The 25,115-nt window shown below is 73.1% G+C and carries 24 protein-coding genes; 17 read left to right on the top strand and 7 right to left on the bottom strand.

The annotated features are described in order from the left end of the window. Positions 1-359: 359 nt before the first annotated feature. Entirely contained in the window at positions 360-1,331 is a 972-nt protein-coding gene (locus tag ACZ3TI_RS32700; protein ID WP_465732658.1) for a GlxA family transcriptional regulator, read from the bottom strand. Positions 1,332-1,452: 121 nt separating this feature from the next. Here ACZ3TI_RS32700 and ACZ3TI_RS32705 point away from each other — a divergent pair, with 121 nt between their 5' ends. From ACZ3TI_RS32705 to ACZ3TI_RS32720, 4 genes are all read left to right on the top strand, one after another. Beyond that, positions 1,453-2,907, top strand: a complete 1,455-nt coding sequence (locus ACZ3TI_RS32705; RefSeq protein WP_465732660.1) for an MFS transporter — start codon at positions 1,453-1,455, stop codon at positions 2,905-2,907. 10 nt (positions 2,908-2,917) lie between these two features. Then, a complete protein-coding gene (locus ACZ3TI_RS32710) occupies positions 2,918-3,445 on the top strand; it encodes a GNAT family N-acetyltransferase (protein ID WP_465732662.1) in 528 nt (175 codons plus the stop codon). A 169-nt stretch (positions 3,446-3,614) separates the two neighbouring features. Next, a complete protein-coding gene (locus ACZ3TI_RS32715; RefSeq protein WP_465732664.1) occupies positions 3,615-3,959 on the top strand; it encodes a DUF4229 domain-containing protein in 345 nt (114 codons plus the stop codon). 37 nt (positions 3,960-3,996) lie between these two features. Beyond that, on the top strand, positions 3,997-5,100 hold the full coding sequence (locus ACZ3TI_RS32720) for a LacI family DNA-binding transcriptional regulator (protein ID WP_465732666.1): 1,104 nt from the start codon (positions 3,997-3,999) through the stop codon (positions 5,098-5,100). A 158-nt stretch (positions 5,101-5,258) separates the two neighbouring features. Here the strand turns inward: ACZ3TI_RS32720 and ACZ3TI_RS32725 are convergent, their stop codons facing one another. Further along, positions 5,259-6,473 carry an MFS transporter gene (locus tag ACZ3TI_RS32725; RefSeq protein ID WP_465732668.1) on the bottom strand — a complete coding sequence of 405 codons (1,215 nt, stop codon included), beginning with the start codon at positions 6,471-6,473 and terminating at the stop codon, positions 5,259-5,261. Positions 6,474-6,940: 467 nt separating this feature from the next. Between ACZ3TI_RS32725 and ACZ3TI_RS32730 the strand changes: the two genes are divergently transcribed. After that, complete coding sequence (locus ACZ3TI_RS32730; RefSeq protein WP_465732670.1) at positions 6,941-8,275, top strand: dicarboxylate/amino acid:cation symporter; 1,335 nt, start codon at positions 6,941-6,943, stop codon at positions 8,273-8,275. Between the two features lie 289 nt (positions 8,276-8,564). Here the strand turns inward: ACZ3TI_RS32730 and ACZ3TI_RS32735 are convergent, their stop codons facing one another. Continuing rightward, positions 8,565-8,768: a cold-shock protein gene (locus tag ACZ3TI_RS32735; RefSeq protein WP_045692393.1), complete on the bottom strand. Its 204-nt coding sequence runs from the start codon at positions 8,766-8,768 to the stop codon at positions 8,565-8,567. 374 nt (positions 8,769-9,142) lie between these two features. On the opposite strand from ACZ3TI_RS32735, the gene ACZ3TI_RS32740 reads away from it, so the two are divergent. From ACZ3TI_RS32740 to ACZ3TI_RS32770, 7 genes are all read left to right on the top strand, one after another. Next, entirely contained in the window at positions 9,143-10,057 is a 915-nt protein-coding gene (locus tag ACZ3TI_RS32740; protein WP_465732673.1) for a menaquinone biosynthetic enzyme MqnA/MqnD family protein, read from the top strand. Positions 10,058-10,241: 184 nt separating this feature from the next. Then, on the top strand, positions 10,242-11,963 hold the full coding sequence (locus ACZ3TI_RS32745) for a serine/threonine-protein kinase (RefSeq protein WP_465732675.1): 1,722 nt from the start codon (positions 10,242-10,244) through the stop codon (positions 11,961-11,963). Positions 11,964-12,036: 73 nt separating this feature from the next. Further along, entirely contained in the window at positions 12,037-13,257 is a 1,221-nt protein-coding gene (mqnC, locus tag ACZ3TI_RS32750) for a cyclic dehypoxanthinyl futalosine synthase (RefSeq protein WP_465732677.1), read from the top strand. Positions 13,258-13,273: 16 nt separating this feature from the next. Continuing rightward, positions 13,274-14,083, top strand: coding sequence for an imidazolonepropionase-like domain-containing protein (locus ACZ3TI_RS32755; protein ID WP_465732679.1), 810 nt, complete (start codon positions 13,274-13,276; stop codon positions 14,081-14,083). A gap of 361 nt (positions 14,084-14,444) precedes the next feature. Beyond that, complete coding sequence (locus ACZ3TI_RS32760; protein WP_465732681.1) at positions 14,445-15,032, top strand: hypothetical protein; 588 nt, start codon at positions 14,445-14,447, stop codon at positions 15,030-15,032. Between the two features lie 117 nt (positions 15,033-15,149). Further along, positions 15,150-15,845, top strand: a complete 696-nt coding sequence (locus ACZ3TI_RS32765) for a demethylmenaquinone methyltransferase (protein ID WP_465732683.1) — start codon at positions 15,150-15,152, stop codon at positions 15,843-15,845. A gap of 204 nt (positions 15,846-16,049) precedes the next feature. Beyond that, complete coding sequence (locus ACZ3TI_RS32770; RefSeq protein ID WP_465732685.1) at positions 16,050-17,360, top strand: geranylgeranyl reductase family protein; 1,311 nt, start codon at positions 16,050-16,052, stop codon at positions 17,358-17,360. Between the two features lie 88 nt (positions 17,361-17,448). Here ACZ3TI_RS32770 and ACZ3TI_RS32775 read toward each other — a convergent pair whose 3' ends face one another. The 3 genes from ACZ3TI_RS32775 to ACZ3TI_RS32785 all read right to left on the bottom strand — a co-directional run bounded on the left by ACZ3TI_RS32775 (position 17,449) and on the right by ACZ3TI_RS32785 (position 19,497). Beyond that, a complete protein-coding gene (locus ACZ3TI_RS32775; RefSeq protein WP_465732687.1) occupies positions 17,449-17,811 on the bottom strand; it encodes a MazG-like family protein in 363 nt (120 codons plus the stop codon). A 98-nt stretch (positions 17,812-17,909) separates the two neighbouring features. Beyond that, a complete protein-coding gene (locus ACZ3TI_RS32780) occupies positions 17,910-18,623 on the bottom strand; it encodes a peptidylprolyl isomerase (protein WP_465732689.1) in 714 nt (237 codons plus the stop codon). Between the two features lie 184 nt (positions 18,624-18,807). Continuing rightward, positions 18,808-19,497: a TetR/AcrR family transcriptional regulator gene (locus ACZ3TI_RS32785; protein ID WP_465732691.1), complete on the bottom strand. Its 690-nt coding sequence runs from the start codon at positions 19,495-19,497 to the stop codon at positions 18,808-18,810. A gap of 95 nt (positions 19,498-19,592) precedes the next feature. Here ACZ3TI_RS32785 and ACZ3TI_RS32790 point away from each other — a divergent pair, with 95 nt between their 5' ends. Then, a complete protein-coding gene (locus ACZ3TI_RS32790) occupies positions 19,593-20,258 on the top strand; it encodes a CatB-related O-acetyltransferase (RefSeq protein ID WP_465732692.1) in 666 nt (221 codons plus the stop codon). A gap of 173 nt (positions 20,259-20,431) precedes the next feature. Then, the gene (locus ACZ3TI_RS32795; protein ID WP_465732693.1) at positions 20,432-21,397 is read left to right on the top strand and encodes a DMT family transporter; all 966 of its coding nucleotides are present in this window, start codon (positions 20,432-20,434) and stop codon (positions 21,395-21,397) included. Positions 21,398-21,443: 46 nt separating this feature from the next. Here the strand turns inward: ACZ3TI_RS32795 and ACZ3TI_RS32800 are convergent, their stop codons facing one another. Next, positions 21,444-22,019: a hypothetical protein gene (locus tag ACZ3TI_RS32800; protein ID WP_465732695.1), complete on the bottom strand. Its 576-nt coding sequence runs from the start codon at positions 22,017-22,019 to the stop codon at positions 21,444-21,446. Between the two features lie 200 nt (positions 22,020-22,219). On the opposite strand from ACZ3TI_RS32800, the gene ACZ3TI_RS32805 reads away from it, so the two are divergent. The 3 genes from ACZ3TI_RS32805 to ACZ3TI_RS32815 all read left to right on the top strand — a co-directional run bounded on the left by ACZ3TI_RS32805 (position 22,220) and on the right by ACZ3TI_RS32815 (position 25,083). Further along, entirely contained in the window at positions 22,220-23,410 is a 1,191-nt protein-coding gene (locus ACZ3TI_RS32805) for a sensor histidine kinase (RefSeq protein ID WP_465732697.1), read from the top strand. Continuing rightward, positions 23,407-24,102: a response regulator gene (locus ACZ3TI_RS32810; RefSeq protein WP_465732699.1), complete on the top strand. Its 696-nt coding sequence runs from the start codon at positions 23,407-23,409 to the stop codon at positions 24,100-24,102. Before ACZ3TI_RS32805 ends, ACZ3TI_RS32810 begins: the two co-directional genes overlap by 4 nt. A gap of 621 nt (positions 24,103-24,723) precedes the next feature. Further along, positions 24,724-25,083, top strand: a complete 360-nt coding sequence (locus ACZ3TI_RS32815; RefSeq protein WP_030060100.1) for an NADH-quinone oxidoreductase subunit A — start codon at positions 24,724-24,726, stop codon at positions 25,081-25,083. Positions 25,084-25,115 lie beyond the last annotated feature (32 nt).

The raw sequence follows: 25,115 nt of genomic DNA on the forward strand, positions 1-25,115 counted from the left end.
CCGAATTTCCGACTACCCATTGACGTGACGTATCCGACTGATCACGCTTGGGTGCGGCTCTCCGTCGCGAGGGGACGCCGAGGGGACGCCCGTCCACCACCGCGGTGCCGCTGTCCAGGGGGATCGTGTCAGCGAGGGGGCCGCGGAATGCCGGTGGCGGGCCGCTCCTCGGCGAGTGCGGAGGCCGCGGCGCGGGTTTCAGGGCCCGCGCGTCGCGATTGGATGGCGGCGTGCCGTGCCGTGCTCGGGGTGCGCGCGGCCTGCCGCCATCCAATGCGCCGTCCCGGGGCGTAGGGATCCGGCCACCCGACGGGCCGGCCACCCGACGGCCGGCTGCCCGGCCCGCCCGCGCAGCCGCCCTACCGGGGTGCCGTGCGGAAGGTGCGCCGGTAGGCGCTCGGCGCCACGTCGAGCCGGCCGCGCAGCTGCAGCCGCAGTGAGGCGGCGGTGCCGAAACCGGACTCCCGGGCGATCTGGTCGATCGTCAGATCGGTCCGTTCGAGCAGCTGGCGGGCCCGTTCGGTGCGCTGGGTGGTGATCCACTGGCCGGGGCTGGCGCCGGTCTCCTCGCGGAAGCGCCGGGTGAAGGTCCGTACGCTCATGCCCGCCCGGTCGGCGAGCCGGCGCAGGGCGAGCGGCTGGTCCAGGTGCTCCAGCGCCCAGGCGCGCACCGCGGCGGTGCCGTGGTCGTCGGCGTCCACCGGGCTCGGGGCCTCCACGTACTGCTTCTGGCCGCCCTCGCGCCACGGCGGCACCAGGCAGTTGCGGGCCACCGCGTTGGCCACCGCGCTGCCGTGGTCGCGGCGCACCACGTGCAGGCAGAGGTCCACCCCGGCGGCGACCCCGCCGGAGGTGAGGATGTCGCCGTCGTCGGTGTAGAGGACGTCCGGGTCGAGCCGCACCCGGGGGAACAGCCGGGCGAAGCGCTCGGTGTAGCGCCAGTGGGTGGTGGCCGGGCGGCCGTCCAGCAGGCCTGCGGCGGCCAGGATGAAGGATCCGGTGCAGATCGACATCAGCCGGGTGCCGGGCCGGATCCGGCCCAGCGCGTCGGCCAGTTCGGGGGTGAAGCAGGCGTCGGCAACCGTCGGGCTGGAGTCGGCGGAGGCCGGGATCACCACGGTGTCGGCCCGCTCCAGGAGTTCGGGCCCGTGGTCGACCATGACCCGGAAGTCGGTGCTGGTGGCGACCGGCCGTCCGTCCAGGGTGCAGGTGGCCACCTCGTAGTGGGGCTGTCCGGCCGGGTCCTTGGCACCGCCGAAGATGCGGGCGGGGATGCCGAGTTCGAAGGCGATCACGCCGTCCAGGGCGAGTACCGCGACCAGGTGCGCCATGTCGTCCCCTCTGGTGTCGGCGGGTCCGGGACAGCGTACGCCAGGCCGTGGCCCGATTCTTGCGAAAGCTGTCATTCAGGCCACTCGTCCGGGCCCCCGGTGGCCCGGGACACTCGTCCGCGTGACCGAACGCAGCGCCCTCGCCCCCACGCCCGGCCCCGATCCGACCGCCGCCGATCCGACCGCCGCCGATCCGACCGCCGCCGATCCGACCGGCCCCGACCCGGTGGGCTCCGACCGGGCCGTCCCCGCCAAGCGCCCCCGGGTGCACTACGCCTGGGTGGTGGCCGGCGTCGCCCTGCTCGTCCTGCTCGGCTCGGCCGGCTTCCGCTCCACGCCGAGCCTGATGATGGACGCCCTGCACAACGAGTTCGGCTGGTCGCTCGGGACGATCTCCGCCGCCACCTCCGTCAACCTGACCCTCTACGGCCTCACCGCGCCCTTCGCCGCCGCCCTGATGGACCGGTTCGGGGTGCGCCTGGTGGTGGTCTGCGCGCTGCTGACCATCTCGGTCGGCTCCGGGCTCACCATGCTGATGCGCGAGCCCTGGCAACTGGTGCTCTGCTGGGGCGTGCTGGTCGGCCTCGGCAGCGGCTCGATGGCCGGCGCCTTCGCCACCACCATCACCGGGCGCTGGTTCCAGGCCCGCCAGGGACTGGTGACCGGCGTGCTGACCGCCGCCGGCGCGGCCGGCAACCTGGTCTTCCTGCCGGTCGGCGCCTGGCTGGTCGAACAGCACGGCTGGCGCTCGGCCGTGGTCGTGGTCTCGCTCGCCGCCAGCGCCGTCGCCGTCCCGGTCCTGCTGCTGATGCGCGAACGGCCCGCCGACGTCGGCCTGCTGCCGTACGGCGCCACCGAGGAGCCTCCGGCACCCGTCACCGACGGCCGCGCCCTGGCCCGTTCGCTGCGGGTGCTGCGCGACGCCGCCCGCACCCGGGCGTTCTGGCTGCTGGCCGGCTCCTTCGCGATCTGCGGCGCCACCACCGCCGGACTGGTCGGCACCCACTTCATCCCGGCCGCGCACGACCACGGCATGCCGGTCACCACCGCCGCGAGCCTGCTCGCCCTGATCGGCGTCTTCGACGTGCTCGGCACCGTCTTCAGCGGCTGGCTCACCGACCGGGTCGACTCCCGGGTGCTGCTGACGGTCTACTACGCGCTGCGTGGCCTGTCCCTGCTCCTGCTGCCGCAGCTGCTGGCCGGCTCGCTGCAGCCGCCGATCCTCGCCTTCGTCATCTTCTACGGGCTGGACTGGGTCGCCACCGTGCCGCCGACCGTCGCGCTGTGCCGCCGGCACTTCGGCGAGGACGCCCCGATCGTCTTCGGCTGGGTCCTGGCCGCCCACCAGATCGGCGCGGCCGTCGTCGCCGGGCTGGCCGGCCTGGCCCGCGACGCGCTCGGCAACTACGACCTGACCTGGTACGGCGCCGGCGGGCTGTGCGCGATCGCGGTCGGGCTCTGCCTGGCGCTGCGCACTGGGGGGAGCGACCGGCCGGGTGCTGCCGGTGCTGCCGGTGCCGCTGCGGATGCTGCCGCGAAGGCGGTAGGCGCGAAGGAGGTTGTTGCGGAGGCATAGGCTCCGCTTCATGGCGCTCACCTTCACCCTGGACCCGAAGCTCGACCCCGACCTGCGGACGGAGATCGTCCGGCTCTGGGCCGACGTCACCAACGCCGGCGGCGCGGTCGGGTTCGTGGGGCCGGTCACGGAGGACGAGGTGTGGGACACCGCCGACCACCAGTTCGCCGGGGTCGGGCCGGACGGCCCGGACCGGCTGCTGGCCGCGCACGACGCCGACACCGGCCGACTGGTCGGCGTGCTGTTCTTCGAGTCGGTGCGCTTCGGCCCCATGGAGCACTGGCGGATGCTCAAGCGGGTCATGGTGCACCCCGACTGCCAGGGCCGCGGCTACGGCGCCGAGCTGCTCGCCGAGGCCGAGCGGATAGCCAGGGAGTGGGGTCTGGAGGCGCTGCGGCTTACCGCGCGCGGCGGCCAGGGGCTGGAGGACTTCTACGCCCGCAGCGGCTACCGCGAGGTCGGCCGGGTGCCGGCCGCGATCCGGATCGCCCCCGGCGACGACCGCGACGACATCACGATGTGGCTCGACCTGCGCTGACCCCCGCCGCCGACGGGGCCGGACGGCTCGGGTGGGCGACCCGCCCTCCTCGCCCGCCCTCCTCGCCCCACTCCGGGCAGGAGGGGCCGTCCCCACGGCGGCCGTCAGGCATGCTTGACTGGAGGACCGGCCCCGCCAGGTCCCCGCGCAACGAGAAGGATGTGTTCCAGTGAGCAGCAACGGACCGGAGAAGTCGCACGCCACGCTCCGCTACACCTCCATGCGCGTCAGCATCTTCCTCGGCTGCCTGCTGGTGGCCCTGCTGCTCGGGCACTTCCGGATCATCCCGGTCAGCGGCGAGGCGGGCATGATCTTCCTGTTCCTGCTGGCCGCGGTCGCCTCCGCGCCGCTCAGCTACGCACTGCTGAGCAAGCAGCGCGACGCGATGTCCGCCCAGATCAGCGGCAAGGTCGCGGGGATGCGCAGCCGTACCGCCGACCGGATCGCCGCGCAGAACGCCGAGGAGGACGCCGCCGACGACGCCGCCCGCGCGGCGGCCACCGGGCGGAACTGACCCCGCCCTCGACCACCGCCTCCCCGCCGCAGCCGCCGTGCCCGTCACCCCAGACCCCGCGCCGCCGTCCGAGCCCCGGTCCGAGCCCGCGTCCGGGCAGCTGCCCGAGCAGCCGCCCGCCGAGAGTGCGCTCGGGACCTGGCCGGCCCCCGTCCGCCGGCCCACCGGGCGGGACGTGGCCCGGCTCGCCGGGGTCTCCCAGGCCACCGTGTCACTGGTCTTCTCCGGCTCCGAGGCCGGCCGCAGGGTCTCCGAGGCCACCCGGCAGCGGGTCCGGGAGGCCGCCCGCAGCCTCGGCTACCGCCCGCAGGCGGCCGGCCGGCAGCTGCGGCTGGGCCGCAGCGGGATGGTCCTGCTCGCCGTGCCGAACCTCCAGGGCCCGTTCTTCGGCCGGGTGCTGGACGGCGTCCACCAGGAGGCCGGGCGCAACGGCCTTGCCGTGGTCGTCAGTTCGGGCTGGGGCAGCGCGACCCTCGCCGAGGCCGCCACCGCCGGACGCTTCGACGGCCTGCTGATCTGCTCCCCGGACGACAGCCAGCTCGGCGAGCTGCCCGCCGACACCCCCGCCGTGTTCCTGGACGCCGACCCGGGCACCGACCGCACCCGCCCGACCGTCGAGCTCGACGTGGCCGGCGGGATGCGCGCCGCCGTCGAGCACCTGGCCGCCCTCGGCCACCGCCGGATCGGCCGGCTGCGCTCCACCCACGCCGCGTACACCTTCCGGGTGCGGCAGGCCGCCTTCGAGCAGGCCGTCCGGGAACTCGGGCTGGACGTCGTGGAGTTGGGCGTGAGTCTGAACGAGGGGCACCGGGCCGCGCGGAGCGTGGCGGACCGGCTGCTGGCCCGGGCGGACCGGCCGCGCGCGGTGGTCTGCGACGACGACGTGGTCGCCTCCGGGGTCTACCAGGCCGCCACCGAGCTGGGGTTGCGGGTGCCGGAGGACCTGTCGGTGGTCGGCATGGACAACGTCGCGGTCGCCGCGCTGCTGTCCCCGCCGCTGACCACCGTCGATCTGCCCGGCGAGGAGCTGGGCCGGGCGGGCGCGGCCGCGCTGGCGGGCCTGCTGCGCGGGGAGCGGGTGGAGCCGGTGGCGCCGCTGGCCACCTCGCTGGTGCTGCGCTCCTCCACCGCGTCGGCATAGGGCGTGCGTGGTGGATCTTGCGGGGTCCGACAAGATCCACCACACCCGCCCAGGCCCCGCCGGGGCCGCCCCGGCTGATCAGCCGTGAGGGGAGCGGGAGTCGGGACTGTGCCCGCCGGCCAGACCACCGGCGGGCACAGTCGTCCGTGGGGGCGGGCTCAGCCCACCGGGACGGGCCGGGCCGGTGCGGCGGGTGCGACGGGCACCGCGCGGAACCAGCCCCGGGCGGCGAACAGCAGCAGCCCGCCGAGCGCGATCCCGCCCGCCGCGCACAGCGCGACCGGGCGCAGCGAGCCCTCGGCGAGGTTGCCGGAGACGGCGTAGCCGAGCGAGTTGCCGGTGGCGAACAGGGTGACCAGCCAGGCGAAGGCCTCGGTGACCGTGCCGGCCGGCGCCAGCTCGGCGACCAGGACGAACGCCGCCGCGAGCAGCGGCGCCAGCATGACCCCGGACAGGAAGGCCAGCGCGGCCATCGGGTACGGGCCGGGCAGGGTGACCAGCGGCAGGTAGGAGGCGGCCATCGCGAGCGCCATCACCCAGGTGCGGGTCGCGGTGGTCTGCCGCCACTTGACCGCGCCGTAGGCGAGCGCGCCGAGCAGTCCGCCGAGTGCCGCCAGCGCCAGCAGGGTGCCGGCGCCGCCCGGCAGCGCATCGGCGTGGTGCTCGGCGTAGGCGATGAACAGCACGTTCTGCGCGCCGACCGCCCACCCGGCCCCGGCCAGTCCGAGCAGCAGCAGCACCAGACCGGGGGAGCGCAGCGGTCCGAGCAGTCCGGCGGAGTGCTCGCGGACCGGGGCGCGCCAGGCCTGGGCCGGGGCGGCGGTGGCCACGATCAGTGCGCCGGCCAGGCCGAGCCCGGCGGCCACCCAGAGCGCGGCGACCGGGCTGAACAGGCCTGCGATCCCGGCGACGGCCAGCGGTCCGGCGACGTAGAGGATCTGCTGGGAGGCGGAGTCGAAGGCGTAGGCGGTGTCGAGCTGCTCCTCCTCGACGACGTCCGGCCAGAGCGAGCGCAGGCAGGGTTCCAGCGGGGGCATCGCGAGGCCGGCGATCGCGGCGCCGACCGGGGCGGCGAGCGGGGAGGCGGGGGCGAGGGCGAGCAGTGCGTATCCGCCGCCGGCCACCACGGCGGAGGCGAGCAGGACGCGCGGCTGCCCAGTGCGGTCCACGATCCGTCCGAGCACCGGCCCCCCGACGGCCGCCGAGATCGCGTACGCGGCGGTGGCCAGCCCGATCCGCCCGTACGGCGCGCCGGCCTCGCGCAGGGCGAGGGCGATCACCAGGGCGGTCATGCCGGCGGGCAGGCGGCCGAGCAGGGTGCCGAGGAGTAGGCGGGTGACGTGCGGGGCGCGGAGCAGGGCGAGGTAGCCCATCGGCGTCCTCTCCGGTCTGGGCAGGCGGGGGCGGGGACGGGTCAAAGTTATACGTATAACTGCCCGGCGGTCAATCCGACCGTCAGGCTGGTCTGATGGGGTGTCAGCTTCGTTCGTGTCCGGAGCTCAGGCTTGGGGTCGGGTGCGAACGGGGAGAGGTCTGCCATGACCTCAAACAAGTACTTTGAACATCTCAAACCTTTACTGCTAACGTATCGGCCATGACAGCCTCAGACGCATTGCGGATGCACGGCCCGGGCCAGCTGCCCGGCGCCGCCCGCCCGTGCGCTCTGACCGGTGCTGTGGACAGCCCGCGCCGTTGTCGCGCCATGAGCTGTACCGCGGCGGCACGCCCCTGACCGGGGGCCCCGACCTCTTCCGTCCGGCCCCGCGCCGTGCCGCCTGCTCCGCCTTGCTCCGCCCCACACCTCACCGTCAGCAACGCCCTCCCCCGGAGACGCTCCCCCATGTCCACAGCGCCCGAGGCGACTTCGTCGCCCTCCGTGCTCGCCCGTATCCGCAAGACGCCGTTCTGGGTGCAGATCGTCGCCGGCCTCGCGCTCGGCGTCGGCCTCGGCTACCTCGCCCGGGCCGCCGACATCTCCTGGCTGGCCACCACCCTGGAGACCATCGGCAAGATCTTCGTCCAGCTGCTCAAGCTGGCCGTCCCGCCGCTGGTGTTCACCGCGATCGTGGTGAGCGTCGCCAACCTGCGCAACGTCACCAACGCGGCCCGGCTGGCCACCCGAACGCTGCTCTGGTTCATGATCACCTCGCTGATCGCGGTCGGCATCGGCCTGGGCCTGGGCCTGCTGACCAACCCCGGCAAGGGCACCGACCTCAAGACCGAGGGCCTCAAGGCGCTCGACTCCAAGGGCACCTGGATCGACTTCCTGACCGGGATCTTCCCGACCAACATCGTCGACGCCTTCGCCAAGGTGAACGTGCTGCAGATCGTCTTCATGGCGGTCGTGGTCGGCGCCGCCGTCATCAAGCTCGGCGCCAAGGCCGAGCCGGTCCTCAAGCTCAACGAGTCCGTGCTGGAGCTGACCCAGACCGCGCTGTGGTGGGTCATCCGGCTCTCCCCGCTCGGCACCCTCGGCCTGATCGGCAAGTCCGTCGCCAAGTACGGCTGGGACCTGCTCAAGCCCTTCGCCACGCTGACCCTCGACATCTACGTCGGCTGCGCGCTGGTCCTCTTCGTCGTCTACTCGCTGCTGCTGCGTTTCGCCGCCGGCCTCAACCCGCTGCACTTCTTCAAGGGCGCCTGGCCCGCGATCCAGCTGGCCTTCGTCTCCCGCTCCTCGGTCGGCACCCTGCCGGTCACCCGCCGCGTCACCGAGCGCCTCGGCGTCCCCAGCGAGTACGCCTCCTTCTCGGTGCCGTTCGGCGCCACCACCAAGATGGACGGCTGCGCCGCGATCTACCCGGCGATCGCCGCGATCTTCGTCGCCCAGGTCTACAACATCGAGTTGGGCATCAAGGACTACATCCTGATCGCCTTCGTCTCGGTGGTCGGCTCGGCCGCCACCGCGGGCCTCACCGGCGCGATCGTCATGCTGACGCTGACCCTGTCCACCCTGGGCCTGCCGCTGGAGGGCGTCGGCCTGCTGCTCGCCATCGACCCGATCCTGGACATGATGCGCACCGCGACCAACGTCGCCGGTCAGGTGCTGGTGCCGGTCGTGGTCGCCGCTCGGGAGAAGATCCTCGACGTCGCCGCGTACAACAGCCCCTCGGGCGACCTGTACGACGCGGACGCCGCCCCGACGGCCGCCGTGCAGGGCGCGGCCGCGGCCTGATCCCCGGCGGCACTCCGCCGGCATACCGTCGGCATACCGCCGATGCGGCGAAGGGCCCTCTCCCGGTCACCGGGGGAGGGCCCTTCCGCGTTCTCCGTGGCCGTTCGGGGTTCTCCGTGGCCGTTCGGAATTGCGTTCGAGTCCGTCCGGGCGGGTTCTCCCGGATAAGGCAGGGGGCCCACCGAAAGGCGGGCCCCCTTGGGTACTGCTCTTGTGCTCACGGTGACGGCTGTCGGGAGCCGTCGGTGGACCCGTCGGGGTCCCGAGCGATCAGATCATCAGAGGATGGTCAGACGGCGGTGACGTTCTCCGCCTGCGGACCCTTCGGGCCCTGGGTGACGTCGAAGGTGACCGCCTGGTTCTCCTCCAGCGAACGGAAGCCGTTCGCGTTGATGGCGGAGTAGTGAACGAAGACGTCCGGGCCGCCGCCCTCCTGGGCGATGAAGCCGAAGCCCTTCTCAGCGTTGAACCACTTGACGGTTCCCGTGGCCATGCCGTTCTCCTTGCGAGGCGTGTCGGGGACCACACCGTGTGGCCCCCAGTCCGCTGCGCTGATCGCCCTGCCTCCGGACGAGTCCGAAGTTTTTCGATATTGCTGAAAAACTACAAAAAGCCTGCGGTTACATGCTCCGCAGGCTTCAAGTACTGCAAGGGGAATCAAACTGCAACTGAGGGCAACGCTAGCATGCGGCCGCTGTGACGACCAGAGGTCGCTTTCGGGGCCGGAGGCGCGTGTCGGAAGGCCGGGAGCGGGCGTGGAAAGGCGCGTTGGGGGCGCGTAAGGGCGTGTCGGGTGGCCGGTGCGAGCCGTCCCGAACGGCGGGCATACGCTGCGGGGAAGCGCACGAACAGCAAGGGAGCGGCGCAGTGGCAGCACCGGACGCACAAACACCGGACGCGCAAACGCGGGAGCCCCGACAGAACACCCCGGTCCGGCCTCGGGTCGGCCATATTCAGTTCCTGAACTGCGTGCCCCTCTACTGGGGCCTCGCCAGGACCGGCAATCTGCTCGATCTGGACCTCACCAAGGACACCCCGGAGAAGCTGAGCGACCAGCTCGTCGGCGGCGCCCTGGACATCGGTCCGATCACCTGCGTGGAGTACCTGCGCAACGCCGACGACCTGCTGGTCCTGCCCGACATCGCGGTCGGCAGCGACGGTCCGGTGATGTCCTGCCTGATCGTGAGCAAGGTGCCGCTCGCCGACCTCGACGGCCGCCGGGTCGCCCTCGGATCCACCAGCCGTACCTCCGTCCGGCTCGCCCGGCTGCTCCTGGAGGAGCGGGAGGGCGTGCGCCCGGACTACTTCAGCTGCCCGCCGGACCTCAGCGCGATGCTCGCCGAGGCCGACGCCGCCGTGCTGATCGGCGACCCGGCGCTGCGCGCCTACCTCGGGCAGGCGGCCGAGCTCGGGCTGACCGTCCACGACCTCGGCGAGATGTGGAAGGAGTGGACCGGCCTGCCGTTCGTCTTCGCGGTCTGGGCGGTGCGCCGCGAGTTCGCCGAGCGGTGCCCGGAGCTGACCTCGGCGGTGCACCGGGCCTTCCTGGAGTCCCGCGACCTGTCCCTGGTGGAGGCGGCCAAGGTCGCCGAGCAGGCCGCCCGTTGGGAGGCCTTCGGGGCGGACGTGCTGGAGCGGTACTTCAGCGAGGCGCTCGACTTCTCGCTCGGCGAGCGGCAGTTGGCCGGCGTCGCCGAGTTCGCCCGGCGGGTCGCGTACGACAGCGGCTTCGAGCCGGACGTGGCGGTGCGGCTGCTGGAGCCGGCGGAGCTGCCGGTGTAGCCGGGGGCTGCGGCTTCGGTGGGGGCCGTCGGTCCTGTCGGTGGGCTGAACCGGGTCGGCCCGGTACGGTCTGCTCCCGAGGCGCGTCCGGCGGGTGACCCGCGGGAGGCGCCTCGGGAGCGGCGTACGCGGCCGGGCACCCGTCCGGGGGTCGCGCGTGCGAGTGCGAGGGGAGCGTGCGGGCATGCGGGCACTGGGGTCGGACGACCCGCGCCAGGTGGGCGCCTACCGGCTGCTGCGGCAGCTCGGTTCTGGCGGGATGGGCCGGGTCTACCTCGGCCGGACGGTCGGCGGGCGCACCGTCGCGGTCAAGGTGGTGCGCCCCGAGCTGGCGGACGACGCCGAGTTCCGCGCCCGGTTCCGGCAGGAGGTGACCGCCGCCCGGCGGGTCGGCGGCACCTGGACGGCGCCGGTCCTGGACGCCGACACCGAGGGCGAGCAGCCCTGGGTCGCCACCGGATACGTGGCGGGCCCCGCGCTCACCGTCGCCGTCCGGGACTACGGGCCGCTGCCCGAACCGGCCGTCCGCGCCCTCGGGGTGGGGCTCGCCGGGGCGCTCGCGCATGTGCACGGGCTCGACCTGGTGCACCGCGACGTCAAGCCGTCCAACGTGCTGCTGACCCTGGACGGGCCGCGGCTGATCGACTTCGGCATCGCCAGGGCGCTGGACGCGACCGCCGGCCTCACTCGTTCGGGTTATGTGGTCGGCTCGCCGGGCTTCATGTCACCCGAACAGGCGAACGGGCAGCCGGTCGGGCCGGCCGGGGACGTCTTCTCGCTCGGCGCCGTGCTGGCCTTCGCCGCCACCGGCGTGCACCCCTTCGGGGAGGGGGTCAGCGCCGCCGTCCTGCTCTACCGGGTGCTGCACGAGGAGCCGGACGTGGCCGGGCTGCCCGAGCGGCTGCGGGCGATCGTCCTCGACTGCCTGGCCAAGGACCCGGCCGCCCGGCCCACCCCGCGGCAGCTGGCCGCCCGGTTGGACCCGGAGGGCGTGGGCACCGCCGCACTGTGGGCCTTCCTGCCGCCGGCGCTGGCGGCGGGGGTGGGGCGCAGCGCGGTGGAGCTGCTGGACCTGGAGGACGAGCCGCAGGGGGCGCCTGCGGGCGAGGGGGCTCCTGCGGTCGGGGCGCCTGCGCCTGAGGGGGCTCCTGCGCCTGAGGGGGAGGAGCCGGTGCCGACTCCGACCATGCCCCCGTGCTCCTATCCGCCGGGAGGTTTCGGGCCGTCCCTGCCGCCCGCCAAGCCGTGGTGGCGGCGCCGGGCCGGGCTCGTGACGGTGGCGGTGCTGACGGCCGCGGTGCTCGGGGGCGTGGGGTACGGGGTGTGGGCGCAGCTGCACCGGGACGACCCGGTGGTGCCCGCCGTGGGGCCGCTGCCGGATCCGTCCGTCGATCCGGGCGATGCGATCGCCTCGCCCGGCGCCTTCGTGCCGGGCTCCCCGACCGGTTCCGCGTCCGCTTCCGACACGGCCTCTGCCTCCGCTACTGCCGCGGCTTCTGCTTCGCCGTCGGCGTCCGCGACGGGCGGGCCGAACGCGGTGCCGGCCGCGTTCCTGGGCACCTGGAGCGGGGACATGGTCACCGAGAAGGGCCTGCCCGCCGGCACCACCACGATCACCATCCGCCCGGCGGCGATCGGCCAGGAGGGCGCCACCAGCCGCAACGCCGTCACCGGACTGATCCCGATCAGCTGCGACGGCACCTGGACGCTCAAGTCGGTCTCCGACACCAAGCTGGTGTTCCAGTCCCGGCTGGTCCGCTCCTCGATCCCGGGCGCCTGCACCGGCGGGGCCAACGCGGAGACGCTCACCCTGCAGACCGACGGGACGATCCGGTTCACCTCCGCCGATCCGCCGGCCGGGAACCCGGCCGGGACCATGCGCAGGACGAACGGGGCGGCGGGCTGAAGCTGCCCGAAAGGCCTGGCGTAGGCTGGTTCGGCCGTACCCGAGTAGCACTTGAGAGAGAGAAGGCCGCCAGGTGACCGAGCTCGCAGCGACCACCCTCGATGCGTCCAGCACCGACCTGCAGGCCGTGCTCGACCGGGCCGCCGCCGGCGGCCGGATCACTCCGGAGGAGGCGCTGGAGCTCTACCGCTCGGCGCCGCTGCACGCGCTCGGCTCCGCCGCCGACGCGGTGCGCCGCCGACGCTACGCCGGTACCGAGCACATCGCGACGTACATCATCGAGCGGAACATCAACTACACGAACGTCTGTGTGACGGCGTGCAAGTTCTGCGCCTTCTACGTACCGCCGAAGAGTGACAAGGGCTGGTCCCGCGAGCTCGACGAGATCCTGCGCCGCTGCGCCGAGACGGTCGAGCTGGGCGGCACCCAGGTCATGTTCCAGGGCGGCCACCACCCGGACTACGGCGTGGAGTACTACGAGCGCGCGTTCTCGGCGATCAAGGCCGACTTCCCGCAGCTGGTGATCCACTCGCTGGGCGCCTCCGAGGTCGAGCACATGTCCCGGATCTCGGGCGTCTCCATCGAGGAGGCCATCACCCGGATCCACAAGGCGGGCCTGGACTCCTTCGCCGGCGCCGGCGCCGAGCTGCTGCCGGAGCGCCCGCGCAAGGCGATCGCCCCGCTGAAGGAGTCCGGCGAGCGCTGGCTGGAGATCATGGAGGTCGCGCACGGCCTCGGCGTGGAGTCCACCTCCACCATGCTGATGGGCACCGGCGAGACCAACGCCGAGCGGATCGAGCACCTGCGGATGATCCGCGACGTGCAGGACCGCACCGGCGGCTTCCGGGCCTTCATCCCGTACACCTACCAGCCGCAGAACAACCACCTGAAGGGCTCGACCCAGGCCACCGTCTTCGAGTACCTGCGGATGATCTCCATCGCCCGCCTGTTCCTCGACAACGTCGCCCACATCCAGGGTTCCTGGCTCACCACCGGCAAGGAGGCCGGCCAGCTGTCGCTGCACTACGGCGCGGACGACCTCGGCTCGGTCATGCTGGAGGAGAACGTCGTCTCGGCGGCCGGTGCCAAGCACCGCTCCAACCTCACCGAGCTGATCCACCTGATCCGGGCCGCCGACCGCGTCCCGGCGCAGCGCTCGACCACGTACCAGCACCTGCGGGTGCTGGACGACCCGGCGAACGACCCGGTCGACCCGCGGGTCGCCTCGCACATCGCCTCCACGGCGATCGAGGGCGGCACGGCGCACCCCGAGCTGAAGATCCTGGACAACTGAGGACGCCTGCCCCGCCGTGCTGACCCTGCACCGGGCGGCGTTCGTGCTGCCCGACCCGGCCGATCCCACCGCCCCGCCCATCCCGGACGGGGCGGTGGTGGTGCGCGGCGAGCGCGTCGAGGCGGTCGGACCGTACCGGGAGCTCGCGGCGGCGTACCCCGGTGCGCGAGTGCGGGACTGGGGCTCGTCGGCTGCGGCGTCGGCGGTTGCGTCGGCGGCCGAGTCGTCGGCGTCGGGGGCCGAGTCGTTGGCGTTGGCGGCGGCTGCGGTGGCCGGCCCGGCGTCGGTGGCCGCCCCGGCACTGATCGCGCCGGGGCTGCGCAATCCGTACGGGCACTGGCTGTTGGAACGCGCGTACCACCCGGATCCACGGGAGGAGATCGGCGTCGAGCCGGTGGCGGACGGGCTGGCCGGGTCCGTGGACGAGGCGCGGTGCGGGGCGAGCGCGCGGCGCGGGCTGCAGCGGATGCTCGGCTTCGGGGTGACGGCGGTGGCCGGGCCGTTCGAGCGGGCGTCGGTGCGGACGGCGGTGGCGCGGTCGGGGCTGGTGGGGTTGCCGGGGGAGTCTGGGTTGCCGGGTGCTTCGGGATCGCCGGGCTCTTCGGGTGCGGAGGGTGCCGGGGGCGCTTCGGAGGCCACGGGCGCGGGGCCATTGGATCCGCTGGCCGTGCTGCCGTTCGCGGAGGCCGTGTACGGGCGGGTGGCGGTCGGTGGCCGGGCGGACTTCGCGATGTTCGCGGCCGCGGGGGAGGGGCGCCCCGAGCCGGTGGCGGGCGGGTGCCTGGCCACGGTGCTGGGCGGGCGGTTGGTGTACCGGCGGCGCTGAGCGGGCCTGGGCGGGCCCAAGCGGGCCGGGCCTGGGCGGGCCTGAGCGGGCCGGGCCTGGGCGGGCCTGAGCGGGCCGGGCCTGGGCGGGCCTGAGCGGGGCCTGGGCTGGGAGAGCGCCGGTGCGAAGTGTGACGTACCCGTCAGTATTCGGATTCCCTTGCGGCGCACGGGACTTCCTTCGTATGCCACCGAACTCCACTGCTGGCGACCGGGGGTGATTGACCCTTCGCCGTGACCTGAGGGCCCGCCAGCGGATACGATCCCGGACAGCTCACTCCATACCCTCACCACACCACCGCCCGTGCCCGCGCACGGCGGGGCCGTGCCCCCGGCCCCGAAGGCAAGCCAGGACAGGAACCATGCAAACCGCGACCGTTCCCCCGCCGCGCATCCCGCGGTTGGGCCGTGGTTGGTACCTCGCCGCCGTGCTCAGCGCCGTGCTGGCCGTCGGCATGTGCCTGCTGGGTTGGCGCCAGGCCGACCAGGCCGACCGGATCGAGGCGCACCCGGTGAGAGTCGAGGGTGTCGTCACCCAGCTCCCGACCGGTGGCGGCACCTACAGCGCCGTCAGCTACCGGGTGGGCGGGCAGTCGCACACCGCGGCCGCGCTGCCGCTCGCGGACGGCACCAAGGTCGGCGACACGGTCTGCCTGGAGCACGCCGCCGACGACGCGGGTGCGGTGCGGATCTGCGGCGACACCTACCCGCAGCCGGTCGGCGTGGGCCTCGCCCGGTTCAGCGTGCCGGTCGCCGTGCTGCTCTTCGTGGTCTGCGTGCTGCGCATCCGGCGGTACCGGAAGGCCGTCGCGGTCCGTGCCGGGCAGGGGCGGCTCGCCGTCAACCTCGCGCTGGCCACCGAGGCGCTGGCGGACGGGATGCCCGCGATCACGCACGGCAAGCGCTCCCGCCGCAAGCGGCGCGCGGGCGGGCGGCGCGGGCAGCACTGAGGGGCCTGCCTTCCGGCCGGTGCGCCCCTCGGCCGTGCCGCCTTGGTCGTGTGGTCATGCGGCCTTGGCCGTGCCCCGTGGGTCGGGGTGTCCGTGCGAGGGTGAACAATGGGGGGCGTGACCCGAGCCTCTCTGGACAAGCAGCCGCACGAAGTCGCCGCCATGTTCGACGACGTCGCGGCGAAGTACGACCGCACCAACGACGTGCTCTCCCTCGGCCAGGCCCGCGCCTGGCGCCGAGCGGTGGCCGAGGCGGTGGCCGCCGGACCGGGGGACTTCGTGCTCGACCTCGGGGCCGGCACCGGCACCTCCTCGCTGCCCTTCGTCGAGGCCGGGGCCAAGGTCGTCCCGTGCGACTTCTCGGTCGGCATGCTCGCCGAGGGCAAGGCCCGCCACCCCGAGCTGGCGCTCACCGCCGGGGACGCCACCCGGCTGCCCTTCGCGGACGACACCTTCGACTCGGTGACGATCTCCTTCGCGCTGCGCAACGTCCAGGACACCGACGCGGCCCTGCGCGAGATGCTGCGCGTCACCAAGCCCGGCGGCAAGCTGGTGATCTGCGAGTTCTCCACGCCGACCTGGACGCCGTTCCGGACGGTCTACACCGAGTATCTGATGCGCGCGCTGCCGCCGGTCGCCACGGCCGTCAGCAGCAACCCGGAGGCGTACGTCTACCTCGCCGAGTCCATCCGGGCCTGGCCGGACCAGCCCGGGCTGGCCGCCAAGCTGCAGGAGAGCGGCTGGTCGAAGGTCGCCTGGCGGAACCTGACCGGCGGGATCGTCGCGATGCACCGGGCGTACAAGGTCGCGTAGCCGGTCGCGTGGTCGGTCGTGTGGCCGGCCCCGTGGTCGGTCGCGTGGTCGGTCTCCCAGCCGGTTTCGCAGTCGGATTTTCGTCGGTGCTGCGGTGGGGCGGTCCGCTGCGCGGGGCGCGGACGCTTCCGGTGGCGTGAGCGGAACTAGACTGCCGGAGACAAAAGCCGCCGTCCCCCGCCGCAGCTCCAGGAGTGTGTCCACGTGTCCGAGACCGCAGCCGATCTGACGAAGCCGGACAGCCCCGTGGAGAGCACGGCCGACGTCATCGTGGTCGGCGCGGGCCCGGCCGGCTCCACCACGGCGTACTACCTGGCCCAGGCCGGGCTGGACGTGCTGCTGCTGGAGAAGACCGCCTTCCCACGCGAGAAGGTCTGCGGCGACGGCCTGACCCCGCGCGCCACCAAGCAGCTGGTGGACATGGGCATCGACGTCTCCACCGAGAACGGCTGGCTCCACAACAAGGGCCTGCGCATCATCGGCGGCGGCGTCCGGCTGGAGCTGGACTGGCCCGAGCTGTCCTCCTTCCCCGACTACGGCCTGGTCCGCAAGCGCGCCGACTTCGACGAGCTGCTGGCCCGTCAGGCCGAGAAGGCCGGCGCCCGGCTCTACGAGCGCTGCAACGTCAGCGGGCCGGTCCTGGACGACCGCACCGGACGGATCGTCGGCGTCACCGCCAAGCTCGGCGACGAGAAGCGGTCGGTCACCTTCCGCGCCCCGCTGGTGGTCGCCGCCGACGGCAACTCGACCCGGCTCTCGCTCGCCATGGGCCTGCACCGGCGCGAGGACCGCCCGATGGGCGTCGCCTACCGCACCTACTTCAACTCGCCCCGCCACGACGACGACTACCTGGAGTCCTGGCTGGAGCTCTGGGACACCCGCGGCGGGCAGCGCAAGCTGCTGCCCGGCTACGGCTGGGTCTTCGGCATGGGCGACGGCACCTCCAACGTCGGCCTCGGCATCCTCAACTCCTCGCCGGCGTTCGGCGAGCTGGACTGGCGTGAGGTGCTCAAGGCCTGGTGCGCCGGCATGCCGGAGGAGTGGGGCTACACCCCCGAGAACATGACCGAGCCGATCCGCGGAGCCGCGCTGCCGATGGCCTTCAACCGGCAGCCGCACTACACCCGCGGCCTGCTGCTCGTCGGCGACGCGGGGGGCATGGTCAACCCGTTCAACGGCGAGGGCATCGCCTACGCGATGGAATCCGGGCAGATCGCCGCCGGCGTCATCGTGCAGGCCCTCGCCCGGGTCACCGACGGCGGCCGCGAGCGCGCCCTCCAGGCCTACCCGCGCATCCTCAAGGACGTGTACGGCGGCTACTACACGCTGGGCCGCGCCTTCGTGAAGCTCATCGGCAACCCGAAGGTGATGCAGATCGCCGCCCAGCGCGGCCTCACCCACCCGATGCTGATGCGCTTCACCCTCAAGCTGCTCGCCAACCTGACCGACCCGCAGGGCGGCGACGCGATGGACCGCGTCATCAACGGGCTCGCCCGAGTCGCGCCGAACGCCTGAGGCCGGGCGGCTGACGGTCGGGCGCCTGAGGCCGAACGCCTGACGGTCGGCTCTCCTTCTCCGGCTCGGCTGCTCTGGCTCTGCTCCTCTAGCTCGGTTCCTCCGCCGCCTCCCCGGGCCCGTCGATCGGGCGCCGAGAGGCGGCGGAGCGCTGTTCGACGTAGGCCAGGCGGTCGGCGAAGACCCGGGCCGCGTCCGGGGTGAGCGTCCGCAGGGCGACGAGGGCGGAGAAGACGACGTCGCAGAGCTCGTGCTGGACGTCCTCCCAGCTGTGGGTGACCCCCTTGCGCGGGTTCTGGCCGGTGGCGCCGATCACCGCCGCACCGACCTCGCCGACCTCCTCGGAGAGCTTGAGGATCCGTAGCAGGCGCTCCTCCTGCGGAGACTGCGCGCTCTGCCCGTCCAGCCATGCGACCAGATGGTCGACGCTCTCCCAGATCCGGCTGTCCATGCGGTGCTGCTCCCCTGCGGTGTCGTTGGTGCTGCCACCGTACGGGAGCGGGCCTGGGTGGGCGGTTGGCGGTCGGTCGGGCCGGTCGGCTTGGTGGGTCAGCGGGTGCTGATCTTCACGTGGCGGATGTTCACGGGGAGGTTGGGGAAGCCGTCGCCGGGGTTGTTCTGGTCGTCCTCGCCGGCGGCGGCGATCTTCTGCAGGACGTCCAGGCCGGCCGTGATCCGGCCGAACGGGGTGTAGGCGGGGGAGAGCTTGGTGTCCTTCCAGACGAAGAAGAACTGGCTGCCGTTGGTGTTCGGGCCGGCGTTGGCCATGGCCACGGTGCCCGCCGGGTAGGTGGCACCGGTCAGGTTCTCGTCCGGGAAGGAGTAGCCGGGCCCGCCGCTGCCCGTCCCGGTCGGGTCGCCGCACTGCAGGACGTAGATCCGCTGAGTGGTGAGGCGGTGGCAGTGGCTGCGGTCGAAGTAGTCGTGCTCGGCGAGGAACCGGAACGAGAAGGTGGTGCAGGGCGCCTTGTCGGTCAGTGCCTCGAAGGTGATCTGGCCCTGGCTGGTCCGTAGCGTCGCGCGGTAGGGCTGGGCTGCCTTCTTGGCGTCGAAGACCGGAATCCCCTTGAAGTTGTCGGCCGGGACGGCCGGTGTGTAGGTGCAGCCGGCGGCCGGGGTGGCGGCCGCGGGGGTGGGGGTGTCCGCGAGGGCGGTGCCGGTGCTCGCGACGAGCGGGAGGACGGTGGCGGCGGCGACCAGCGCCCAGTGCGTGCGCTTCACGTGACGGGCCTTCCGGGGGGTGGTGGACGGCTGGATTGTCATGGAGGCATCATCCACGGCCCGATGGGGATGCGGTAGGGGGCGGGACGGCAGTGGTTCTCCGGGGCCCAGGTGGGTGATGGTCGGTCAGCTGCGGTGTGGGGGAGTGGGGTTCCGCCGTTTCGGGTGCTGTCCGTGGCGTCCGTGTTGTGGGTGTTGCTGGTGATGCCGGTGTTGTGTGCGGCGCCTAGGCCGGGGTCGTCGGGGTGGCCGGGGTGGCCGGGGTCGTCGGGGCGGCCGGGGTGGTCGGGGTGGAGATGAAGAGCCCGGCGCGGGCGGCCAGGGCGGCGGCATCGGCGGCCCGCTCGGCGGTGTGGGCGTCCAGTGGCTCGCCGGAGACGAAGAGGCGGTAGTAGAGCGGCGCGGTGGCGGCCCGGACCACGTCCGCGCCGTCCGTCCCGGCGGGCAGGTCGCCTCGGGTGACGGCCCGTTCGGCCGCCTCGGCGGCCTGGCGGTGGCGGGTGGCGAAGAAGGCGCGCAGGGCGGCCGCGCCGGTGTCGGAGCGCTGGGCGGCGGAGATCAGCGCGGTGGGCGTGGGGCCCAGCTCCGGGTCGGTGAAGACGCTGAACACCTCCTGGGTGATCAGGCGGAGGTCCTGTCGGAGGTCGCCGGTGTCGGGCAGGGGCCAGGGCTGGTCGGCGGAGGCGGTCAGGGCGTCGGCGACCAGACCGTCCACCCCTCCCCACCGTCGATAGAGGGTCGCCTTGTGGACGCCGGAGCGGGTGGCGACCGCCTCGACGGTGAGGCCGTCGTACCCCTTCTCGGTGACCTCGGCGAGCGTGGCGGCGACCACGTCCGCCCGGACTCGGGCGCTGCGGCCGCCCGGACGCGGGGTGGGGGTGCGGGGCGGCTGCTCGGGGTGGGTGGCTCCAGGCAAAGTCGACTCCAGTCGCATTAAGGCTTGCTGTGGGGATGGTGGTCGTGGCAAGCTCATCGTAATGCGATTTCAGTCGCATTACGAGAGGAGCCTTCGTGACCGCCACCGCCATCCCCGACTCCAGCGCGCTCCACCCGCTCGCCGGCCACGACCGGGTCGTCCTGCTGCGACCGCTCGTCACCGATCCGCGGATCGAGGTCGGCGAGTACACCTACTTCGACGACCCGGACGGCGCCACCCGCTTCGAGGAGCGCAACGTCCTCTATGCGTACGGCCCCGAGCGCCTGGTGATCGGCAAGTACTGCGCGATCGCCACCGGGACCCGCTTCCTGATGGCCGGTGCTGCCCACCCGACCGTCGGCGTCTCCACCTTCCCGTTCACGATGTTCGGCGGCAGCTGGACCGAGCGGACCCTCGACATCGTCACCGGCCTGCCCAGCCGGGGTGACACCGTGATCGGCAACGACGTCTGGTTCGGCTTCGGGGCCACCATCCTGCCCGGGGTTCGGATCGGCGACGGCGCGATCGTCGCGGCAGGGGCGATGGTCACCGCAGACGTCGAGCCCTACACCATCGTCGGAGGAAACCCCGCCCGCCCGATCCGTCGCCGCTTCGACGACGCCGACATCGAGCGCCTGCTCCGGGCCGCCTGGTGGGACTGGCCGGTCGAGCTCGTCACCGAGCACGTCCGCGCGATCATGTCCGGAACTGCGGCGGACATCGAGGCGATCGCGGTGGCGAACGGCCTGCTCGGCAGCTGACCGTCCGGTGTCCGGAACGGCATTGATCACCGGGGCCCTGTGCGCGAGGATGGCGCCCCTCGCTCCACGTTCCGCCCTGTCCACAGCCGGGCCCTGCGCCCGGCTCCTTGGCCCGTCCGACGCTGTACGGTCCTCGCGCCTGCCGGTTCCGTACGCTCGGAGGGATCCTCATCATGCCTGCCTCCCTGTCCAAGGACTCGCCCCCGTCGGTCCTTCGTGATCTTCCGGTGCTGCTCGTGGCGGTCGTGTGGGGGTCGAGCTTCCTCGCCGTCCAACGGGTGGCCGAGCCGGGGACGGTCGTGGCGATGCTCGTGCTGCGCTTCGGGCTGGTGCTGCCGCTGCTCGGGGCGGTCGCCTGGCGGTCCCTACGGAGGCTGAGCCGCGCTGAGTGGCTCGGCGGCGCCGCGCTGGGACTGGTGCTCAGCGGGATCTTCCTGCTGGAGACCTACGGTGCCGTGCACACCTCCGCGACCAATGCCGGGCTGATCATCAGCCTCGCGATGGTGCTCACTCCGCTCGGCGAGAGCGCCCTCGGCCGGACCGCGCCACCGCGGGCCTTCCTGGCGGCCGCCGGGCTGGCCGTCCTCGGTGTCGCCCTGCTCACCGGCGACGGCGGGTTGCGCCCTCCCTCGCTCGGTGACCTGCTGGTGCTGGGCGCCGCCCTCGTCCGCTCCGCGTACGTCCTCGCCATGGCCCGCACCCGGGCCCTCCGAGACACCGACATGCTGGCCGTGACCTGGGTGCAACTCGCTGCGGCCACCGGAGTGTTCGCCGTGGTCGCGCTGTCCGTGGGGCCGACGCCGTGGACCGTCGCCCGCTCGTACGGGGCCGGCCAGTGGGCCTGGCTGCTGCATCTGTCCTTGTTCTGCACGCTGTTCGCCTTCTTCGTCCAGATGTGGGCTGTGCGGGCCACCTCGCCCTCGCGGGTGAGCCTGCTGCTCGGCACCGAACCGTTGTGGGCCGCCGTCTTCGGCATCACGGTCGCCGGGAACCGGATGGGACCGCTCGCCCTGCTCGGCGGAGCCCTGGTGCTGGTCGCGACCGAATGGGGCCGGCGTACCGCCCCCGTGCCGCGCCCGGCCGCGGACGAGGTGGTTGCGGGAGCCGACGAGCCGAGGCCGGAACCCGCCCAGGCGTGACGGGTCGCGGCCGTGGCCACCACCGCTGCGGTCACTGTCGTCGTGGTCACCGGCGGCGCCGCAGGGTCCGGCGGGCGTAGTCGACGGTGACCGCGCCGAGCAGGGGGCCCCAGGCCACCAGGGGCAGGTAGGCGAGCGTCATCACCAGGCCGGCGACGCCGTGCGGGGAGTCCGGCTCGGCCATGTTCCGCGCCCAGCCGCCGAGCAGCGCGGCCGTACCGAGGCCGGTGAGTATCAGCGAGCCCAGTGCAGCCGGGACGACCGCGGCGAGCGGACGGACCCGGCGGCCGCCGACCAACGGGATCCAGCGGGGCACGACCTGCCCCCACGGCCGGACCAGGCCCATGGTCAGGAACGCCAGGGCTTCGGCCAGGGTGCTCAGCGCGATGACGTAGACGGTGCCCCAGCCCGGCTGGTGCTCGCCGTACGCGGCGGCGGTGGCTCCGGTGAAGCCGACCGGAACACCGAAGCCGAAGACGATCCGCCACACCCCCGAGGGGACGGTGGTCCACACGGCGGCCTTGGCGGCCAGCTCGGCCCAGCGCGGGGCGAGCGGGACGCCGCGGGCGGTGGTGCGGGGCTGCTCGCCGGCGCCGCGGGTGTTGATCACGAGCTTCGACATGGTGGAACTCCCTCCTGGTCCGGCCCTCCCGGCCGGTTCGATGGCTCAAGACTGGAGGTCCACCAGGGCTTCGCGGCAGTGCCGATCGGGCTGTTCTCCCTGCTCAACAGGCCTGTGAAATATGCCGATCGGCACAGGCGCACCGCCTGCCCCGCGTCGTAACGTGAGGGCAGTCGAGAGGGGCGGTGACGATGACTCAGATGCTGTCGCTGGTTGTGCCGGTCCTGCTGCTGCCGGCCTGGTCGGTCCGCGGGCGCCACGGGTCGGCTGCCGTGACGACCGCGCTCGGTGCGGTGTCGGTGGCGGTCTCGGTCACCGTCTGGTCCACCGGCCACTGGACGGCGGGGAACCGCTGGCCGGGGCTGGTCGGTCTGGCCGAGCTGGCCGCCCTGCTGCTGGCGGTGGTCCTCAGCCTGCGGGCCGAGGACGGCCCGAGGTGCGCGGCGGCGGCCTGGACGGCGGGCGGGGCGGTCGCGCTCTGGCCGTCCCGGTTCGACGGGCCCGCCGACGCGCTCACGCTCTTCGGGTTCGGGTCGATGCTGTCCCTGCCGGCCGTGCTGGTCGGGCTCTACCTGCGGGGCCTGGACGACGGCCGGGCCCGCGCGGTGGCCGAGGCGAGGCGGGCCCAGCGGCTCGAACTGGCCCATGACCTGCACGACTTCGTGGCGCACGACGTCAGTGGAATGGTCGCCCAGGCCCAGGCGGGGGCGTACCTGGCTTCTCTCGACCCCGCGCGGGCGGCCGAGATGTTCGAGCGGATAGAGCAGGCCGGGCAGCGGGCCCTGGCCTCGCTGGACCGGACCGTGCAGCTGCTGCGCAGCGAGGAGGCCGGCGGCCGCGGTCCGCAACCCGGCCTCGCCGAACTGGCGCAGGTGGCCGAGCAGTTCACCGCAGCAGGTGGCGCCGAGGTTCGGTTGGAGTTGCCGGAGGGGCCGGTGCCGCGCGAGGTGGAGGGCACCGTCCACCGGATCGCGGTCGAGTCCCTGACCAACGTCCGCCGGCACGCCCCGGCCGCGCGTACGGTCGAGGTTCGGGCACGCGCCATCGGCGGGCGGTTGGAGTTGACCGTGACCGACGACGGCGGGGTGCCGTCGCCTGGTGGGCGTCCGCGTCGGGTCGGCGGGAGCGGGCTCCCGGGGCTGGCGGCCCGGGTGGAGGCCCTCGGCGGCTCGCTGGAGGCCGGTCCGTACGAGCGGGAGGGCTGGCGGGTGAGGGCGGTGCTGCCCCTGGACGCTGCCGCCGGCGGCTCGCAGCAGTCCGGCCCGCAGCAGCCTGGACCGCAGCAGTCCGAGTCGCAGCGACCCGGGCCGCAGCACTCCGGACCGCAGGACTCCGGACCGGAAGGATCGCAGAGGCCGACGTGGGTCGGCACGGGGGAGGTGCAGGGATGAGCAGTGGCACGGGGCCGGTTCGGATCCTGATCGCGGACGACCAGGCGGACGTCCGCAGTGCGTTCCGGATGATCCTGGACGCCCAGCCGGACATGACGGTGATCGCTGAGGCGGCGGACGGCGCGGCGGCGGTGGAGGAGGCGAGGAGGCTGCGGCCGGACGTGGTGCTCGCGGACATCCGGATGCCGAAGGTGGACGGTCTGGAGGTCACCCGGCAACTGTCCGGCCAGTGCAAGGTGATCGTGGTGACCACATTCGACCTGGACGAGTACGTGCACACGGCGCTGCGGCACGGTGCGGCCGGGTTCCTGCTGAAGCGCTCGGGTCCGGTGCTGCTGATCGAGGCGATCCGGGCGGCGGTGGCCGGGGACGCGTTGATCAGCCCGCAGGTCACCGTACGGCTCCTGCGGCACATGGCGATTCCGGGAACGGAGTCGAAGCCCGGCCCGGGATCCGGTACGGGTACGGCGGGGTCACCGACAGCCGGGCCGGTGGAGGAACTGACCGCGCGGGAACGGGAGATCGCCGAGCTGGTGGCGGACGGGGCGACCAACGCCGAGATCGGCGCGGGCCTGTTCATCTCACCAGGGACGGTGAAGAACCACCTCGCCAGCATCCAGCGCAAGCTCGGTGCCCGTAACCGGGTGGGCATCGCGGCCTGGGTGTGGGAGCAGGCAGCCGGCAACCGCTGACCCGCGTCCGGCCGCCCCCACCGGGCGAGGGCAAGACGCGGGGGGCTGGGGCGAGGCCAGGACGGGGGCGAGGGCGAGGCCAGCGCCGAGAGAGAGGAAGAGGAGGAGACAGCACCGAACTCCGGCCCCCGACGCCGACCTCGCGCGCTCATGAACCTCGCGCGCTCATGAACCTCGCGCGCTCATGAACCTCGCGCGCTTGTGAACGAAGGGTCAAGCGAGCGTTCGGACCCCCGCCACCCCTCCGAGTGAGCCGCTATAACACGTCAACATGGCGCCTCGAAATTTGCCTGCGTCGACGCATAGTTGATATAGGAATGCGCCCCTGACCAGCCACTTCACAAGTAAATGCGACTGGTTGTGATCATTTGACTCCTTTGCGTTGACAAATATGGGCATGTTCACATTCGCCACCGTTCACATGGTGTCGTAGATCACAAAGATCGCAGTGAACTGCGTGTCGCAGATCACAAGCCGACGGGCATAGGATGCGCTCGTTCCAGGCTTTGTGAACTGCCTCACATGAGGTGGATCCCGGGAACCGGAAGGCGGGTTCACCGCAGCGTGACCCGCCGGTTCCGATCTGCAGTCAAGGACGACTGGACGGAGGGAGCGGGGGCTATGAATGCCTACGCGCCGATCCTCGTACTCGGTGCCATCGCGGCGGCGTTCGCGGTCGGCTCCGTCGTGATGGCCTCACTCACCGGCCCCAAGCGCTACAACCGGGCCAAGTTGGAGGCGTACGAGTGCGGCATCGAGCCGACCCCGCAGCCCGTGGGCGGCGGTCGGTTCCCGATCAAGTACTACCTGACGGCGATGCTCTTCATCGTCTTCGACATCGAGATCGTCTTCCTCTACCCCTGGGCGGTGACCTTCGACGCCCTGGGGATCTTCGGGCTGGTCGAGATGCTGCTCTTCATCGCCACCGTCTTCGTCGCTTACGCCTACGTGTGGCGTCGCGGCGGCCTGGAGTGGGACTGAGCGCGGGGCGGCCGCCCACCCGTCGGCCCGGC

The organism is Kitasatospora sp. NPDC023120 (genome assembly GCF_055560835.1).